Source organism: Streptomyces sp. AM 2-1-1 (genome assembly GCF_029167645.1).
GTDB lineage: Bacteria > Actinomycetota > Actinomycetes > Streptomycetales > Streptomycetaceae > Streptomyces.
The window spans coordinates 2,569,687-2,583,615 of sequence record NZ_CP119147.1; the positions used below are offsets into that span (position 1 = coordinate 2,569,687).

The window sequence follows — 13,929 nt, forward strand, 5'->3', positions numbered from 1 at the left end:
GTGTGGACTCCTGCTGTACGTACGGAAGAGGGGGACGTGGAGCCGGTGCCGAGGGCTACTCGACGCGGCGCAGGGCGTCGGCCGGACGCAGCCGGGAGGCGCGCCAGCCGCCGAACGCGCCGGCGATGAGCCCGCCCGCCACGGCCAGTACGACAGCGATCACGATGGTGGAGACGGAGACCGGTGCGGTCAGCGCGATGTCCAGGGTCTTCGCGGCGGTCTGACGGCCGGGGCCGCCCATCCCGCCGCCCGCCATGCCGCCACCGCCGCCGGAGCCGAGCTCCGCGGTGAGGGTGGGGCTGATCGCGGTGACGACGTAGGCGCCGGCCAGGCCGACGGCGATACCGAGGACACCGCCCATGAGGCCGTTGACCAGCGCCTCGCCGACGACCTGGCGGGTGACCCGGCCGCTCTTCCAGCCGAGGGCCTTCAGGGTGCCGAACTCGCGGACGCGGCGGCTGACCGCCGAGGAGGTGAGCAGGCCCGCCACCACGAAGGCGGCGATCAGGACGACGATGGAGAGCCACTTGCCGACGCTGGAGGCCAGGTCGGAGGCGGTGGAGAGGGAGCCGGAGACCGTGTCGGCCAGGTCGGCGGAGGTGGTGACGGTGGTGCCGGAGATGTTCTTCTGGATGGTCGACTTGACGCTGTCGATGGCGGTCGAGTCCTTGGCCTTCACGTAGACCGTGGTGACCTTGGACTTCGAGTCCGCGAGCGTCTGCGCCTGCTGGAGCGGGATGTAGAGGTTCGCGGCGGCGTCACCGCTGCTGGCGGTGGAGACCCCGACGATCGTGAACGTGGTGCCGGAGACGGTGACCGTCTTGCCGACCGCGAGCGACTTCTCCTTGGCGTAGGAGGCGTCGACGACGGCGACCTCGGCGTTCGTCTCGGTGGTCGTGAAGGTGCGGCCCGCGGTGATCTCGGAGGAGGTCAGCGGACCGAGGTCCTGGTGGGTGACGTCGGTGCCGTACACGGTGTAGGAGTTGACGTCGAAGGAGGCGCCGCCGCCCTCGACGCGTCCCTCTCCGGTGCCGCCGCCCTGGCCGCCGCCCGGACCGCCCTGGCCGCCGGCGCTGCCCGACGACGGGTCCTGCTGGAACTCGCCGCGCTTGAACTGGCCGTCGACCTTCATCACGTTCAGGCTCAGGCCGCCGACCGCGCTCGCCACGCCGGTCTGCTGACCGACCTTGGTGACGGTGGAGTCGGCGAGGGTCTGGAAGCCCTGGACCATGACCCGGTCCGTGCTCTGCGTCGCGTCGTCGTCGCTGTCCTTGGCGTCGAAGTTGAACTTCGGGCGCTCCCGGGCGCCCGTGGAGCCCTGCGCCGCAGCGGCCTTGGTCACGGTCATGTCCGTGCCGAGGCCGTACAGCGATTGAAGGACCTTGTCCTGGGCCTTGCCCATCCCGGCGGTGACCGAGCTGACGACGATGACCAGCGCAATGCCGAGGGCGAGCCCCGAGGCGACGACCAGCGCCGCCTTTCTGCGACGGCGCAGCTCGCGCCGGAGGTAGGTGAAGAACATGCCGCGAACCTATGGACCGGGCGTGATGGTGGGTTAAGGCCGCGATGAGAGACGGATGAGAACCTGCCCGGCGGGAGACTCCCCGGCCGGTACGCCACCTTCGCGAACCGTCCGCAACCCCGGTGAACGCCCGAGGGCGGTGGCGCCGGCGGTCCGTCGGGACCGGGGTGCCACCGCCCTCGTACGGAGAACGGGGTGGACGTGCGGGGGGGATCAGGCCGCAGAGCCGGCGGTCCACTCCGACCAGTCCATGTTCCAGCCGTTGAGGCCGTTGTCCGGGGAGATGGTCTTGTCCGGGGAGTTCTTCACGATGACGACGTCGCCGACGAGCGAGTGGTCGTAGAACCACGCGGCGGGCTGGTCGGCGTCGCCCGCGCCCTTGACGTCCTTGAGGCCGACGCAGCCGTGGCTGGTGTTGGCCGAGCCGAAGATGCTGGAGCTGCCCCAGTAGTTGCCGTGCACGAAGGTGCCGGAGCTGGAGAGACGCATGGCGTGCGGGACGTCCTTGATGTCGTACTCGCCCTTGCCGTCGTCGTCGGTGAAGCCGACCGTGGCGCCGTCCATCCGGGTCTCCTTGTACTTCTCGGAGATCACCATCTGGCCGTTGTACGTCGGGTTGTCGGGCGACCCGGCGGAGATCGGGATCGTCTTGATCGTCTTGCCGTCCTGGGTGACGGTCATGGTGTGCGCGGCCGCGTCCACGGTGGAGACCTGGTTGCGGCCCACCTTGAAGGTGACGGTCTTCTGCTGGACGCCGAAGACGCCGTCCGCGCCCTCCACGCCGTCCAGCGCGAGCTTCAGTGTGACGGTGGAGCCGCCCGTCCAGTAGTCCTCGGGGCGCAGGTCGAGGCGCTGCGAGTTGAACCAGTGGCCGACGACTTCCTGGCCGCTGCTCGACGTGACGGTGATGCCGGCCTGGACGGCCGCCTTGTCGGTGATCGCCTTGTTGAAGTTGATCGAGACCGGCATGCCGACGCCGACGGTGGACCCGTTCTCGGGGGTGAAGTTACCGATGAAGCTGTTGTCGGGGGAGACGGTGGTGAAGGAGCCGTTCTCGTGCGCCTCGCGGCCCTTGGAGTCCTTCGCCGACGCGCTGATCTTGTAGGTGGTCGAGCGCTCCAGCTGCGCGGCGGGCTTCCAGCTCTTCCCGTCCGCGGCGAGCGTGCCCTCCACGGCGTCCCCGGCGGCGGTCGTCATGGTGACGGTGGTCAGCGTCCCCTTGGCGACGGTGACCTTGGCCGCGTTGTTGATGCTGGCGTTGGTCGAGCCGTTCTTCGGCGCGATCGATATCTGGGCCTCGGACACGTCCTGGGCCGCCGCCTCGTCGACCGCGGTCTGGGACTTCTGCGAACTGCCGGCGCTCGTGGGAGTCGAATCGGCACCGTCGTCGCTGCACGCCGAGAGCACCAGCACGCCGCCGAGCAGTGCGGACGCGGCCATCAGGCTCCTACGCCGCTTCTTGTCCGTGGTCACACGCTTCTCCATCGTTGCCCAATCCCAAAATCCCCGTCCGGCGCCGCCAGGTCAGGGTCCCCGTCAATGTTCCAGAACCCCGGTCGGTGGCGATCCGTTCCACATCCGTACCGGATGTGGGGAACACCACTCATCGACGCGTCTCCGACGGCCTTGGTTCCCGCCTCCCCGGGCGGGTCCGGCGCGGTTCCCGTCCGGCCCGGCGCGCGGCCCGCGAACGGGCGTCCTCACACGTCGGACCGGTCGCCGCGCACGGCTGTCCGCTTGTCGTCTCCCTCCATTCTCCTCGGTCCGCCGGCTCTCCCCGCCGCCGTCGGCGGTGCCGGGGAGACCCCGGGGCCGGCCTAGGCGTCCTCGGGGCCCTTCCCGGCGTACTCGCTGTGGTCGGTGTAGTCGGTGTAGTCGGTGGGGTCGTCTCCGTCACGCCTCCGCTCGTCCGCGGCGTCGTCCGGCTCCACGGCCTCGCTGCTCCAGGAAGCTTCGGCGAGCTCGATGCCCGGTAGGGCGCCGACGAGGTCGAGCGGGTCGATCAGCGAGGCGAGCGCCTCTGCGGCGTCTGCCCGGACGAGGGACTCGGCATGCCTGCGTTCGTGGTCCGTCCCGTCGTCGTCGGGGTCGGGGGTGGCGTCCTCGTACTCCGCGGCGACCGCTTCGAGGGCGGCACCGGTCAGCGCCCCGGGGTCGGTGATCTCCACCACCAGCTCGACCTGGAGACGGACGAACGCGGGCTGCCCCACGGCGGCCTCGGGGGTGCCCTGCGGGGTGCTCGGTGACGTGTTCGGTGAAGTGCTCATGTGCGGGAGCGTAGGGCTCCGGATCGCACGCGCTCCCCCGACCCGCTGCGGCGGCCGCGCGTCCCGGGCCGGGGCCGGACGCGCCGGGGCGCTCGGCGCTCCTGGATGAAGGTCGTACCATCGGCCCACGGGGGTCAACTCAAGGTCGTCGTCAGGGGATCGAATCTGTGACCATCACTCGTCGCACACTGCTGACCGTCTCCGTCGCGGGCGTCGTACTCGGCGCGCTCTGCTTCGTACCGTCGGCGAAGAACACGGACGACACGTCCTCGCGGACCGGGCCGGCGAGATCCGCCGGCCATGCCCCGGTGCAGCGGGAGGACGAGTCGTACGGCTCGTCGAGCCGGTCGTTCGCGCAGGCGGGCGCCGGTTCCGGCACGGGCACCACGCCGTATCTGATCGGCGGCACGGTCCTGCTGGGCCTGGGCGCGGGCTACGTGGCCCGTTCGGACCGCAGGTCCTCCTCGCCCGCCTGACGGTGCGCGTCCGGCCGCCCGCCGCTCCGGCGGGCGGCCGGACGTGTCAGTCCAGCGGTCCGGTGACCCGCTCCACGGCCCGGATCAGCCCTCCGCCGCGGACGAACGCGTCCGCGGCGGCCAGGTCGGGGGCGAGGAAGCGGTCCGGCCCCGGGCCCTCGGCGCCCGCCGCGCGCAGCGCCTCCACGGCGGCGCGGGAGGCCGCGGCGGGGAACAGCCCGCCGGCGGCGCGCAGTTCCACACCGCGCGCCGCCGCGTACAGCTCGATCGCGACGATCCTCGTGAGGTCGTCCACGGCGGTACGGAGTTTGCGCGCGGCCGACCACCCCATCGAGACGTGGTCCTCCTGCATCGCGGAGGACGGGATCGAGTCGGCCGAGGCGGGCACGGCCAGCCGCTTCATCTCGCTGACCAGGGCCGCCTGCGTGTACTGAGCGATCATCAGGCCGGAGTCCACACCGGCGTCGTCGGCGAGGAACGGCGGCAGTCCGTGCGAGCGGTTCTTGTCGAGCAGCCGGTCGGTGCGGCGCTCGCAGATGGAGCCGAGGTCGGCGGCGACGATCGCCAGGAAGTCGAGGACGTACGCGACCGGCGCGCCGTGGAAGTTGCCGTTGGACTCCACCCGGCCGTCGGGCAGCACCACCGGGTTGTCGACGGCGGCGGCGAGCTCCCGGTCGGCGACGGTGGCGGCGTACGCCAGGGTGTCCCGGCCCGCGCCGTTGACCTGGGGCGCGCAGCGCACGGAGTAGGCGTCCTGGACCCGGGGCGCGTCGTCCTGGTGGTGCCCGGTGAGGCCGGAACCCTCCAGGACCCGCAGCATGTTGGCGGCGCTGACGCCCTGCCCGGGGTGCGGGCGGATGGCGTGCAGTTCGGGGGCGAGGACCTTCTCGGTGCCGAGCAGTGCCTCCAGCGAGAGCGCGGCGGTGATGTCGGCGCCGGTGTAGAGCGCGCGCAGATCGGCGAGGGCCATCACCAGCATGCCGAGCATGCCGTCGGTGCCGTTGAGGAGGGCGAGCCCTTCCTTCTCCCGCAGCTCGACGGGGGTGATGCCGTGTGCGGCGAGGAGTTCGGCGGCGGGGCGCACGGTGCCGTCCGGCCCTTCGGCCTCCCCCTCGCCCATCAGCGCGAGGGCGCAGTGCGCGAGCGGGGCGAGGTCGCCGGAGCAGCCGAGGGAGCCGAACTCGTGGACGACCGGGGTGATGCCCGCGTTGAGCAGGTCGGCCATGGTCTGCGCGACCTCGGGGCGTACGCCGGTGTGGCCGGAGGCGACCGTCTTGAGCCGGAGGAACATCAGCGCGCGCACCACCTCGCGCTCCACGCGCGGACCCATGCCCGCGGCGTGCGAGCGGACGATGTTGCGCTGGAGCCGTCCGCGCAGCTCGGGGCTGATGTGGCGGGTCGCGAGGGCGCCGAAACCGGTGGAGACGCCGTAGACGGGTTCGGGCCGGGCGGCGAGGGCGTCGACGGTCCCGCGGGCTGCCGCGAGCGCGTCGAGCGCCTCGGCGGACAGAACGACGCGCGCGCCGGCGCGGGCCACGGCCAGGACGTCCTCGGCGGTGGTGCCGGAGGTCCCCAGCACGACTGTGTGCATATCCATATTCAGAACCCTACGTACTGAAACTGGCCATGTCATCAGTCCCGGGTCATCGGCGCTTGCCCGTTTGGACCCTTACCGTCCGGTGGGTGGCCCCGCCGATCCGTCCGGCCTCTCACGGCCGGTTGCCCCGGAGCCTGCGGCGGTCGTGGGCGGGGGTCGGGGGCGAGTCGGCCAGCCGGAGCACCTCGCCGTCCCGGCCGGCCACCACCGGGCCCACCGCGCGATCGGCCTTGGCGCGGTACTGCGCCGCGTCGGCGAGGCGGAAGAGCCGCCGGGCCGAGTGCACCGGCCCGATCGGGTCGCCGGTCGAGGCGACCCCGCAGGCCACTCCCTCGCCCAGCTCCAGAGCGGCGGCGCGCTCGCACAGCTCGGTGGCGACCCGGATCACCTCGTCCGTCCCGGGGCCCACCGCGATCAGGCAGAACTCGTCGCCGCCGAGCCGGGCGGCGAGGGCGTCCGGCAGTATCGCGCCGCAGCGCGAGAGCACCGAGCCGAAACGTTCCAGCAGACGGTCTCCCACGGCGTGGCCATGGGTGTCGTTGACCGCCTTGAGCCCGTTGAGGTCGCACACCACGAGGCTGACCACGGCGCCCTCCACCCGGTGCCGTTCCACCGCCTCGTCCAGCCGGATGTCCACGGCCCTGCGGTTGGCGAGACCGGTCAGGGGGTCGGTGAAGGCGAGTTTGCGGACCTCCTCCAGCCGCTCGGTCTGCGCGATGCCGGCCGCGACCACGGCCGCCAGCACCGTCGCGAAGTCGGCGTCGTCCCGGTCGAAGACGGGCATCCCCGCCGGGCGGGCCACGTAGAGCTCGCCCCACGCCCGGCCGTGCAGCACGATCGGCGCGACGACGCAGCAGCCGCGGCCGCGCCGCCGGAGCGCGGCGACCCGCTGGTGGCAGAACGGGCGCGCGCCCCGGGCCGGCGCGCCCTCGACGGGACGGCCGTCCACGGTCTCCACCCAGGCGTCGGGCTCGCCGCCGCCCGCCCATCGCTCGTGCAGGAACTCGGTGATCTCCGGGAAACGGTCGACGGAGTAGGCCTCCTCGTCGGGGAACTCCTCCTCCCCCTCGGCCCGCTCCCCGGCGTTCACCAGGACCCGGAGCCTGCCCCGGTCGCGCTCCCACACCGAGAGCGCGGCGAAGGAGCCGCCCAGCGCGTCGCGGGCGCCCAGCGCGGCGGCCCGCCACGACTCCTTCGCGGTGTAGGCCGCCGCCATGGTCTGCGCCAGCGAAACGACCGCCCGCAGTCGCACATCGTCACCACCCATCCCACCAGCTTATGTACGTATGCGCTGGTGTGATCGTCGGACGATCGGGACGCGGTGCGGTTACCCCGGGCTCACCCCACCCGGGAGTCACCCTGCGTCATCCGAGCCCCGGCCACCGCGGCTTCCGCTTCTCGTTGAACGCCGCCACGCCCTCCGCGCGGTCGCCGGAGAAGGCCACCGACCGCCAGGCCGCGTCCTCCACCTCCAGGCCCGTCCGCAGGTCGAGCCCGTGGCCGAGCCGCAGCGCGCGCTTGGCGGCCCGCAGACCGACCGGGGAGTTGGCCGCGATCCGGCCGGCCAGTGCCAGCGCCGCGTCCCGGTCCTCACCGGCCTCCACCAGCTCGTCCACCAGCCCCAGGGCGTGGGCCTGGGCGGCCTCCACCCGGCGGGCGGTGAAGATCAGCTCGGCCGCCCGGGCCGCACCGACCCGCCGGGGCAGCAGCTGGGTACCGCCGCCGCCCGGGATGACGCCGACCGACACCTCGGGCAGCCCCACCACGGCGGTGCGGTCGGCCACGATCACGTCGCAGGAGAGGGCCAGCTCGAAGCCGCCGCCGAGGGCGAACCCGTGTACCGCGGCGACCGCCGGCATCGGCAGCTCCAGCACCCCGGTGTACGCGGCGCGCGTCACGGGCCGCTGCCGCCCCAGTTCGGCGTCGCCGAGCGAGTTGCGCTCCTTGAGGTCGGCGCCGACGCAGAAGGCGCGCGGGCTGCTGGAGGAGACGACGGTGACGCGCACCTCCGGGTCCGCGCCGAGCGCCTCGCAGGCGGCGGCGACCGACCGGGCCATCTCCGAGGAGACCGCGTTCATCGCCTCCGGGCGGTCGAGCACCAGCTCCGCGACGTGCGCGGGCTCCGTGTGACGCCGTACGACGACGAACTCCCCGAACCGCTGCTCGGACGTGACACTCATGTTCCATCCCTCCGGTGGTGGTGTTCCGGGGGATCCTAGGGTCTTCGCGGGGAAGGCAGGGCCGCTCTCAGCGACCGCCGCCGCGCCGGGTCAGCATCCACGGTTCGACCACACCGAGGCCGCGCACCGGCCGCTGCCACATCGGCTGGAGCTGGAAGCGGTAGGCGGGCAGCGGGGGCTCGTCGGTGAGCGTCCGCCCCTCCTTCTCGGCGAGCCGGGCCCGCTCGGCCGCCGCGGCGATCTCCTCGGCCGCCCGGGCCTCGGACGCGGGGGAGTCGCCCGTACGGATCAGCTCCTCGGCGAACGCCCCGTCCACCAGGACGGCGTCCTTCGCCGCTATCGAGGTGAGCCGGCTGGCCAGGTTCACGGTGGTCCCGAAGACATCGCCCATCCGGGTGGTGACGGTGCCGAAGGCGATGCCCACGCGCAGCGCCGGCATCGTCGCGTCGGCGGACATCGCCTCGATGAGCCGCAGCGCGATCTCGGCGGCCGTACCGGCGTCGTCGGCGGCGAAGAGCACCTCGTCACCGAGGGTCTTCACCAGGCGGCCGCCGTACGCGGCCACCAGGTCGGCGGCGGTCGTCTCGAAGGCCTCGACCAGCTCGCCGAGTTCCTCCTCCTCCAGCCGCCGGGTGAGACGGGTGAACCCGACCAGGTCGGCGAAGCCCACCGCGAGCCGCCGGTCGACCATCTCCTCGTCGTCCTGCGCCTGGACGACCCGCCCCGTGGAGGCCGCCAGCTGCCGCCGCCAGACGTACACCAGGAACTCCTGGAGCTCCGGCAGCAGCAGCTCGATCAGGGGGTACGTGACCTCGGTGCGGGTCATGCCGGCCTCGGGCGGTTCGGTCAGCCCCTCCAGGAACGAGTCGATCTGCCATTCGGCCAGCCGGGCGGTGGTCTGTCCGGTGGAGCGGGCCACCTGGATGGCCATCGGCTCGCTCAGCAGGCCCGCCTCGACGAGGCCGGCGAGGCGGCGCAGGGCCAGCACGTCCGCCTCGGTGAGCGCCTTGGCCTGGCCGATGTCGGCGAAGCCCATCGCCCGCCAGAAGCGCGAGGCCAGGTCCATCGAGACACCGGCGGTGCGGGCCGCCTGGAAGGGGGTGTACTGGCGCTCGGCACCGAGGATCAGCTGTTCCAGCCGGATCGCCAGCGGATCGTCGGTCGGTTCCACCGTGTGGTCGACCTCGTGATGGGGCGCGGCATGGACCGAGGGGTCCGACGGGGGCCGTGCGCCCGCGTCCGAACCCGTGTCGCCGACGGTCACCAGCCGCCTCCTGCCCGTTCCCTGCGCACTGCCCTGCCGATCTGTCGCTGGATCGCCTCAACGATACGGCAGGTGTGCCCTGGCTCACGTCCTCGTCACCCCGGCGCGGGTGCGTCGGACGCGGCGGCTCACGCGTTCGCGCTCCGGCGCGCGCCCCGTTCATCCTCCGGGGTGGCGGGCGTTCGCCTCCCGTACGCCCTGGTGCGGGGCGTACGACGTCAGACCAGTCCGCCCGCCGCGCCGCGCAGGTGCACGATGTCGCCCGCCGAGACCGGCTGCCGGCGCCCGTCGCCGGTGGAGAGGATCAGCCTTCCGTCGCCGTCGACCGCGACGGCCTGTCCGACCACGGAGCGGTCGCCCGGCAGTTCGGCCCGCACGGTCCGGTCGAGCGTGGCGCAGCCCGCCGCGTACGCGGCCTGGAGCCCGCTGCCGGCCGCGTCGCCTCCGGCCGCGCGCCACTGCCCGTACCACTGCTCCAGCGAGCGCAGGACGGCCCGCAGCAGGGTCTCGCGGTCGAGCGAGACAGCTCCGGCGAGGGCCAGGGAGCCGGCGGTGGGGGCGGGGAGTTCGTCGGCGCGCAGCGAGACGTTGAGTCCGAGGCCGACGACGACGCCGTCCCCGGCGCGCTCGGCGAGGATGCCGCCGGTCTTCCGCTCGGCGCCGTCCACGGTCACCAGCAGGTCGTTGGGCCACTTCAGCGCCATGTCCACCCCGGCGGCGCGGGCCAGACCGGTGGCGGCGGCGACCCCGGTGAGCAGCGGCAGCCATCCCCAGCGCTCCGCCGGCACCTCGGTGGGCGCGAGGTACACGGAGAGGAAGAGCCCGGAGCGCGGCGGCGCGCTCCAGACCCGGTCGAGCCGTCCGCGTCCGGCGTTCTGCACCTCGGCGACGAGCACGGCGCCCTCGGCGGGCGGGTTCCCGGAGGCCGCCCGGGCGGCGAGGTCGGTGTTGGTGGAGCCGGTCTCCTCCACCACGTCGAGCGAGGTCCACAGCGCGCCCGGCCGCAGCAGTCCGCGGCGGAGCGCGGGGGTGTTCAGGGGCGGCCGGTCCAGGTCCGACCAGCGGTTCGATGGCGCATCCGGGGGTGTCATGCAAGCCACCCTAGGTGTGGCAAAGGACGCACGAGGACGCACTGCCGATCCGCGGGGCCGCCGATACGCTACGGAGCAGTAGCCGTTCAGGAACGAGGGCTTCCCGTGGTGCTCACCGGGCCCGTCCCCCGGGACCAAGCCCCCGTCATCTTCCGTGACCAGGCAGGGAGCCGCCACCCGATGTCCGAGCCGCAGAGCGACATCCACACCACCGCCGGCAAGATCGCGGACCTGCAGCGCCGTATCGGCGAGGCGACGCACGCCGGTTCCGAGCGCGCGGTCGAGAAGCAGCACGCGAAGGGCAAACTCACGGCGCGGGAGCGGGTGGACCTGCTCCTGGACGAGGGTTCCTTCACGGAACTCGACGAGTTCGCCCGTCACCGCTCGACCAACTTCGGGATCGAGAAGAACCGCCCCTACGGGGACGGGGTGGTGACCGGCTACGGCACGGTCGACGGCCGGCCGGTCTGCGTGTACTCGCAGGACTTCACGATCTTCGGCGGCTCGCTGGGCGAGGTCTACGGCGAGAAGATCGTCAAGGTCATGGACTTCGCGCTGAAGACCGGCTGCCCGGTCATCGGCATCAACGACGGCGGCGGCGCCCGCATCCAGGAAGGGGTGGCGGCGCTCGGGCTGTTCGCGGAGATCTTCCGGCGCAACGTGCACGCCTCCGGTGTCGTCCCGCAGATCTCGCTGATCGTCGGCCCCTGCGCGGGCGGTGCGGTCTACTCCCCCGCGATCACCGACTTCACGGTCATGGTCGACCGGACCTCGCACATGTTCATCACCGGCCCCGACGTCATCAAGACGGTCACCGGCGAGGACGTGGGCTTCGAGGAACTGGGCGGAGCCCGTACCCACAACACCACCTCCGGTGTGGCGCACCACCTCGCGGGCGACGAGAAGGACGCCATCGAGTACGTCAAGTCCCTCCTGTCGTACCTCCCGTCGAACAACCTCTCCGAGCCGCCCGCCTTCCCGGAGGAGGCGGACCTGGGGACGACCGACGAGGACCGCGAGCTCGACACGCTGATCCCGGACTCCGCGAACCAGCCGTACGACATGCACACCGCCATCGAGCACGTGCTGGACGACGCCGAATTCCTGGAGACCCAGGCCCTGTTCGCGCCGAACATCATCACCGGCTTCGGCCGCGTGGAGGGCCGGCCCGTCGGTGTCGTCGCCAACCAGCCGATGCAGTTCGCCGGTTGTCTGGACATCGACGCCAGTGAGAAGGCCGCGCGCTTCGTCCGCACCTGTGACGCGTTCAACGTGCCGGTGCTCACCTTCGTCGACGTGCCGGGCTTCCTGCCGGGCGTGGACCAGGAGTACGGCGGCATCATCCGCCGGGGCGCCAAGCTGATCTACGCCTACGCGGAGGCGACCGTCCCGCTGATCACGGTCATCACCCGCAAGGCGTTCGGCGGGGCGTACGACGTGATGGGCTCCAAGCACCTCGGCGCCGACGTCAACCTCGCCTGGCCGACCGCGCAGATCGCCGTCATGGGCGCGCAGGGTGCGGTGAACATCCTGCACCGGCGCACCATCGCCGCCGCCGAGGACCCCGAGGCGACCCGCGCGCAGCTGATGACGGAGTACGAGGACGCGCTGCTCAACCCGTACGTGGCGGCCGAACGCGGCTACGTCGATGCGGTGATCCTGCCCTCGGACACCCGCAAGCAGGTCGTGAAGGCGCTCCGGCAGCTGCGCACCAAGCGGGAGTCGCTGCCGCCGAAGAAGCACGGCAACATCCCGCTCTAGAAGAGGTGCGGGAGCCACGAGCACGGACGGGAGTCCACATGATCAAGGTCGTACGGGGCAATCCGACCCCCGAGGAGCTCGCCGCCGCCCTGGCGGTGGTCCGGGTGCGCGCCGCTGCGGCGGCGGCTCCGCAGACGCGGAGCACGCCCCGCGCCCAGTGGTCGGACCCGGCGCGGATCGCCCGCGCCGCCCGGCCGCTGCCCGGGCCGGGCGCGTGGGCGCGCACCTACTGGCCCGCGTGAGCGGCACCCCGCGCCTCCGCCACCGGGGGTGACCGCGCCCCCTTTGCCCGGGTGGCCTGAGTACCCGTACTCAGGCCGCGCGGCGGCGGGCGGAGCAGGATCGGACGCATGCTGTGGTCCGACCCGGAGAACCGCCCGCCGAAGGAACTGCGCGACGCCCAGGAGATGATGCGGCGCGCGGGGTTCCTGCTGGCGGTGGCCATGGTGGTCGCGATGTTCGTGGTCGGCCTGGGCTGAGGACGTGGGGGCCGGCCACGCGGCCCCGTCGTCCGCGTCCCGGAGCCGTGCCCGCGCACGGCCCGCCCGCCTCACGGCGCCGTACGCGCGCTCGGTCCGCCCGCGCGGCGGGTCCTACGATGGCCCCCATGACTGCTCAGCGCCGGCTCGTGCTCGCCTCCGCCTCCCCCGCCCGCCTCGGCCTGCTGCGGCAGGCGGGCTTCGCTCCCGAGAAGATCGTCAGCGGGGTGGACGAGGACGCGCTCTCCGCCCCCACCCCCGGTGAGCTGGCGCTCGTACTCGCGCGGGCCAAGGCCGACGCCGTGGCGGCGCTCCCGGAGACGGCCGGCGCCCTGGTCGTGGGGTGCGATTCGGTGCTCGACCTGGACGGGGAGGCGCTGGGCAAGCCCGCCGACGCCGAGGAGGCCACCGCCCGCTGGAAGGCGATGCGCGGCCGCGCCGGCGTGCTGCGGACCGGCCACAGCGTGGTCGACACCGCGAGCGGCCGCACGGCGTCCGCGACCGCGTCGACGGTCGTCCGCTTCGGCGAGCCGACCGACGCCGAGATCGCCGCCTACGTGGCGACGGGCGAACCGCTGCACGTGGCGGGCGCGTTCACCCTGGACGGCCTCTCGGCCCCGTTCGTCGACTCCATCGAGGGCGACCACTCCAACGTGATCGGGCTCTCGTTGCCGCTGCTGCGCCGGCTCCTCGGCGAACTGGGCGTGTCGGTCACGGAGTTGTGGGCCTGATCACCACGGGCGCCGGGGTCCCTCCGGCGTCGGGCGCCCCTCCCGCCCCCGCGGCCACTGCCGCTCCGGGCTCGTGGCGGGCGGGGTCGTAGCCGATCAGGGTGCCGACGAGCAGGGCGAGCGTGACCATCATGGAGGCGAACGCGAACCAGCCGATCAGACCCACCGCCAGGGCACCGAGGAGCCCGTGCACGACGGCGGTGGCGATCAGCGCGAAGCGGCCCGCCCTGCCCGGGGAGCGGTCGCGCACCCCGGCGGTCAGCGCGACCAGCGCGACGCTCACCAGCAGGGCCGCCGACACCCCGCCCATCACCCAGGCGCCGGTGCTCATCGCCCCGGGCTCCAGGCCCGCCAGCGACATGTTCTGATTCTCCGCCACCGTGGCGAGGACCGTGTTGACGATCCCCACCCCCACCGCCTCGGCGAGGAGGACCAGCGCGGTCACGACGGCCACCGGTCTGCGCACCACGGCGCCACCCCCTGTTACTCCTGGTTACGTGCGACACCGCGGACCCTACTAACGGGTAAACATCTGGACAAGGGTGCGCGCACCTCCGGCCC

14 protein-coding genes are annotated in these 13,929 nt (G+C 73.0%); 5 read left to right on the plus strand and 9 right to left on the minus strand.

Features of this window, described 5'->3' with window-relative positions:
- Window positions 1-55: 55 nt before the first annotated feature.
- From PZB77_RS10830 to PZB77_RS10840, 3 genes are all read right to left on the minus strand, one after another.
- Window positions 56-1,522 (minus strand): ABC transporter permease, encoded by a 1,467-nt coding sequence (locus PZB77_RS10830; RefSeq protein ID WP_275492365.1) that lies wholly within the window; start codon window positions 1,520-1,522, stop codon window positions 56-58.
- 213 nt (window positions 1,523-1,735) lie between these two features.
- Window positions 1,736-3,007, minus strand: coding sequence for an Ig-like domain-containing protein (locus tag PZB77_RS10835; protein WP_275492366.1), 1,272 nt, complete (start codon window positions 3,005-3,007; stop codon window positions 1,736-1,738).
- 332 nt (window positions 3,008-3,339) lie between these two features.
- The gene (locus PZB77_RS10840) at window positions 3,340-3,789 is read right to left on the minus strand and encodes a hypothetical protein (protein WP_275492367.1); all 450 of its coding nucleotides are present in this window, start codon (window positions 3,787-3,789) and stop codon (window positions 3,340-3,342) included.
- Between the two features lie 167 nt (window positions 3,790-3,956).
- Between PZB77_RS10840 and PZB77_RS10845 the strand changes: the two genes are divergently transcribed.
- Entirely contained in the window at window positions 3,957-4,265 is a 309-nt protein-coding gene (locus PZB77_RS10845; protein ID WP_275492368.1) for a hypothetical protein, read from the plus strand.
- A 46-nt stretch (window positions 4,266-4,311) separates the two neighbouring features.
- Here the strand turns inward: PZB77_RS10845 and hutH are convergent, their stop codons facing one another.
- The 5 genes from hutH to PZB77_RS10870 all read right to left on the minus strand — a co-directional run bounded on the left by hutH (window position 4,312) and on the right by PZB77_RS10870 (window position 10,397).
- Complete coding sequence (hutH, locus tag PZB77_RS10850; RefSeq protein WP_275496006.1) at window positions 4,312-5,856, minus strand: histidine ammonia-lyase; 1,545 nt, start codon at window positions 5,854-5,856, stop codon at window positions 4,312-4,314.
- Between the two features lie 118 nt (window positions 5,857-5,974).
- The gene (locus tag PZB77_RS10855; protein ID WP_275492369.1) at window positions 5,975-7,129 is read right to left on the minus strand and encodes a GGDEF domain-containing protein; all 1,155 of its coding nucleotides are present in this window, start codon (window positions 7,127-7,129) and stop codon (window positions 5,975-5,977) included.
- A gap of 97 nt (window positions 7,130-7,226) precedes the next feature.
- Complete coding sequence (locus PZB77_RS10860; RefSeq protein ID WP_275492370.1) at window positions 7,227-8,042, minus strand: enoyl-CoA hydratase-related protein; 816 nt, start codon at window positions 8,040-8,042, stop codon at window positions 7,227-7,229.
- A gap of 67 nt (window positions 8,043-8,109) precedes the next feature.
- A complete protein-coding gene (locus PZB77_RS10865; RefSeq protein ID WP_275492371.1) occupies window positions 8,110-9,306 on the minus strand; it encodes an adenylate/guanylate cyclase domain-containing protein in 1,197 nt (398 codons plus the stop codon).
- A gap of 218 nt (window positions 9,307-9,524) precedes the next feature.
- On the minus strand, window positions 9,525-10,397 hold the full coding sequence (locus PZB77_RS10870; RefSeq protein ID WP_275492372.1) for a biotin--[acetyl-CoA-carboxylase] ligase: 873 nt from the start codon (window positions 10,395-10,397) through the stop codon (window positions 9,525-9,527).
- A 180-nt stretch (window positions 10,398-10,577) separates the two neighbouring features.
- Between PZB77_RS10870 and PZB77_RS10875 the strand changes: the two genes are divergently transcribed.
- From PZB77_RS10875 to PZB77_RS10890, 4 genes are all read left to right on the plus strand, one after another.
- Complete coding sequence (locus PZB77_RS10875) at window positions 10,578-12,158, plus strand: acyl-CoA carboxylase subunit beta (RefSeq protein WP_275492373.1); 1,581 nt, start codon at window positions 10,578-10,580, stop codon at window positions 12,156-12,158.
- Between the two features lie 38 nt (window positions 12,159-12,196).
- Window positions 12,197-12,400: an acyl-CoA carboxylase subunit epsilon gene (locus PZB77_RS10880; RefSeq protein WP_275492374.1), complete on the plus strand. Its 204-nt coding sequence runs from the start codon at window positions 12,197-12,199 to the stop codon at window positions 12,398-12,400.
- A gap of 108 nt (window positions 12,401-12,508) precedes the next feature.
- Window positions 12,509-12,637, plus strand: a complete 129-nt coding sequence (locus tag PZB77_RS10885; RefSeq protein WP_275492375.1) for a hypothetical protein — start codon at window positions 12,509-12,511, stop codon at window positions 12,635-12,637.
- 119 nt (window positions 12,638-12,756) lie between these two features.
- A complete protein-coding gene (locus PZB77_RS10890; RefSeq protein ID WP_275492376.1) occupies window positions 12,757-13,368 on the plus strand; it encodes a nucleoside triphosphate pyrophosphatase in 612 nt (203 codons plus the stop codon).
- Here PZB77_RS10890 and PZB77_RS10895 read toward each other — a convergent pair.
- Window positions 13,349-13,837, minus strand: coding sequence for a hypothetical protein (locus PZB77_RS10895; protein ID WP_275492377.1), 489 nt, complete (start codon window positions 13,835-13,837; stop codon window positions 13,349-13,351). The two genes, PZB77_RS10890 and PZB77_RS10895, sit on opposite strands and share 20 nt — an antisense overlap.
- Window positions 13,838-13,929: the final 92 nt, after the last annotated feature.

What these genes read in the sequence shown, in the direction of transcription:
- PZB77_RS10840 (WP_275492367.1), bottom strand. Translation starts at nt 3,789, where the DNA reads ATGAGCACTTCACCGAACACGTCACCGAGCACCCCGCAGGGCACCCCC.
- PZB77_RS10880 (WP_275492374.1), top strand. Translation starts at nt 12,197, where the DNA reads ATGATCAAGGTCGTACGGGGCAATCCGACCCCCGAGGAGCTCGCCGCC.
- PZB77_RS10855 (WP_275492369.1), bottom strand. Translation starts at nt 7,129, where the DNA reads ATGGGTGGTGACGATGTGCGACTGCGGGCGGTCGTTTCGCTGGCGCAG.
- PZB77_RS10890 (WP_275492376.1), top strand. Translation starts at nt 12,757, where the DNA reads ATGGCCCCCATGACTGCTCAGCGCCGGCTCGTGCTCGCCTCCGCCTCC.
- PZB77_RS10875 (WP_275492373.1), top strand. Translation starts at nt 10,578, where the DNA reads ATGTCCGAGCCGCAGAGCGACATCCACACCACCGCCGGCAAGATCGCG.
- PZB77_RS10830 (WP_275492365.1), bottom strand. Translation starts at nt 1,522, where the DNA reads ATGTTCTTCACCTACCTCCGGCGCGAGCTGCGCCGTCGCAGAAAGGCG.
- hutH (WP_275496006.1), bottom strand. Translation starts at nt 5,856, where the DNA reads ATGCACACAGTCGTGCTGGGGACCTCCGGCACCACCGCCGAGGACGTC.
- PZB77_RS10885 (WP_275492375.1), top strand. Translation starts at nt 12,509, where the DNA reads ATGCTGTGGTCCGACCCGGAGAACCGCCCGCCGAAGGAACTGCGCGAC.
- PZB77_RS10835 (WP_275492366.1), bottom strand. Translation starts at nt 3,007, where the DNA reads ATGGAGAAGCGTGTGACCACGGACAAGAAGCGGCGTAGGAGCCTGATG.
- PZB77_RS10870 (WP_275492372.1), bottom strand. Translation starts at nt 10,397, where the DNA reads ATGACACCCCCGGATGCGCCATCGAACCGCTGGTCGGACCTGGACCGG.
- PZB77_RS10860 (WP_275492370.1), bottom strand. Translation starts at nt 8,042, where the DNA reads ATGAGTGTCACGTCCGAGCAGCGGTTCGGGGAGTTCGTCGTCGTACGG.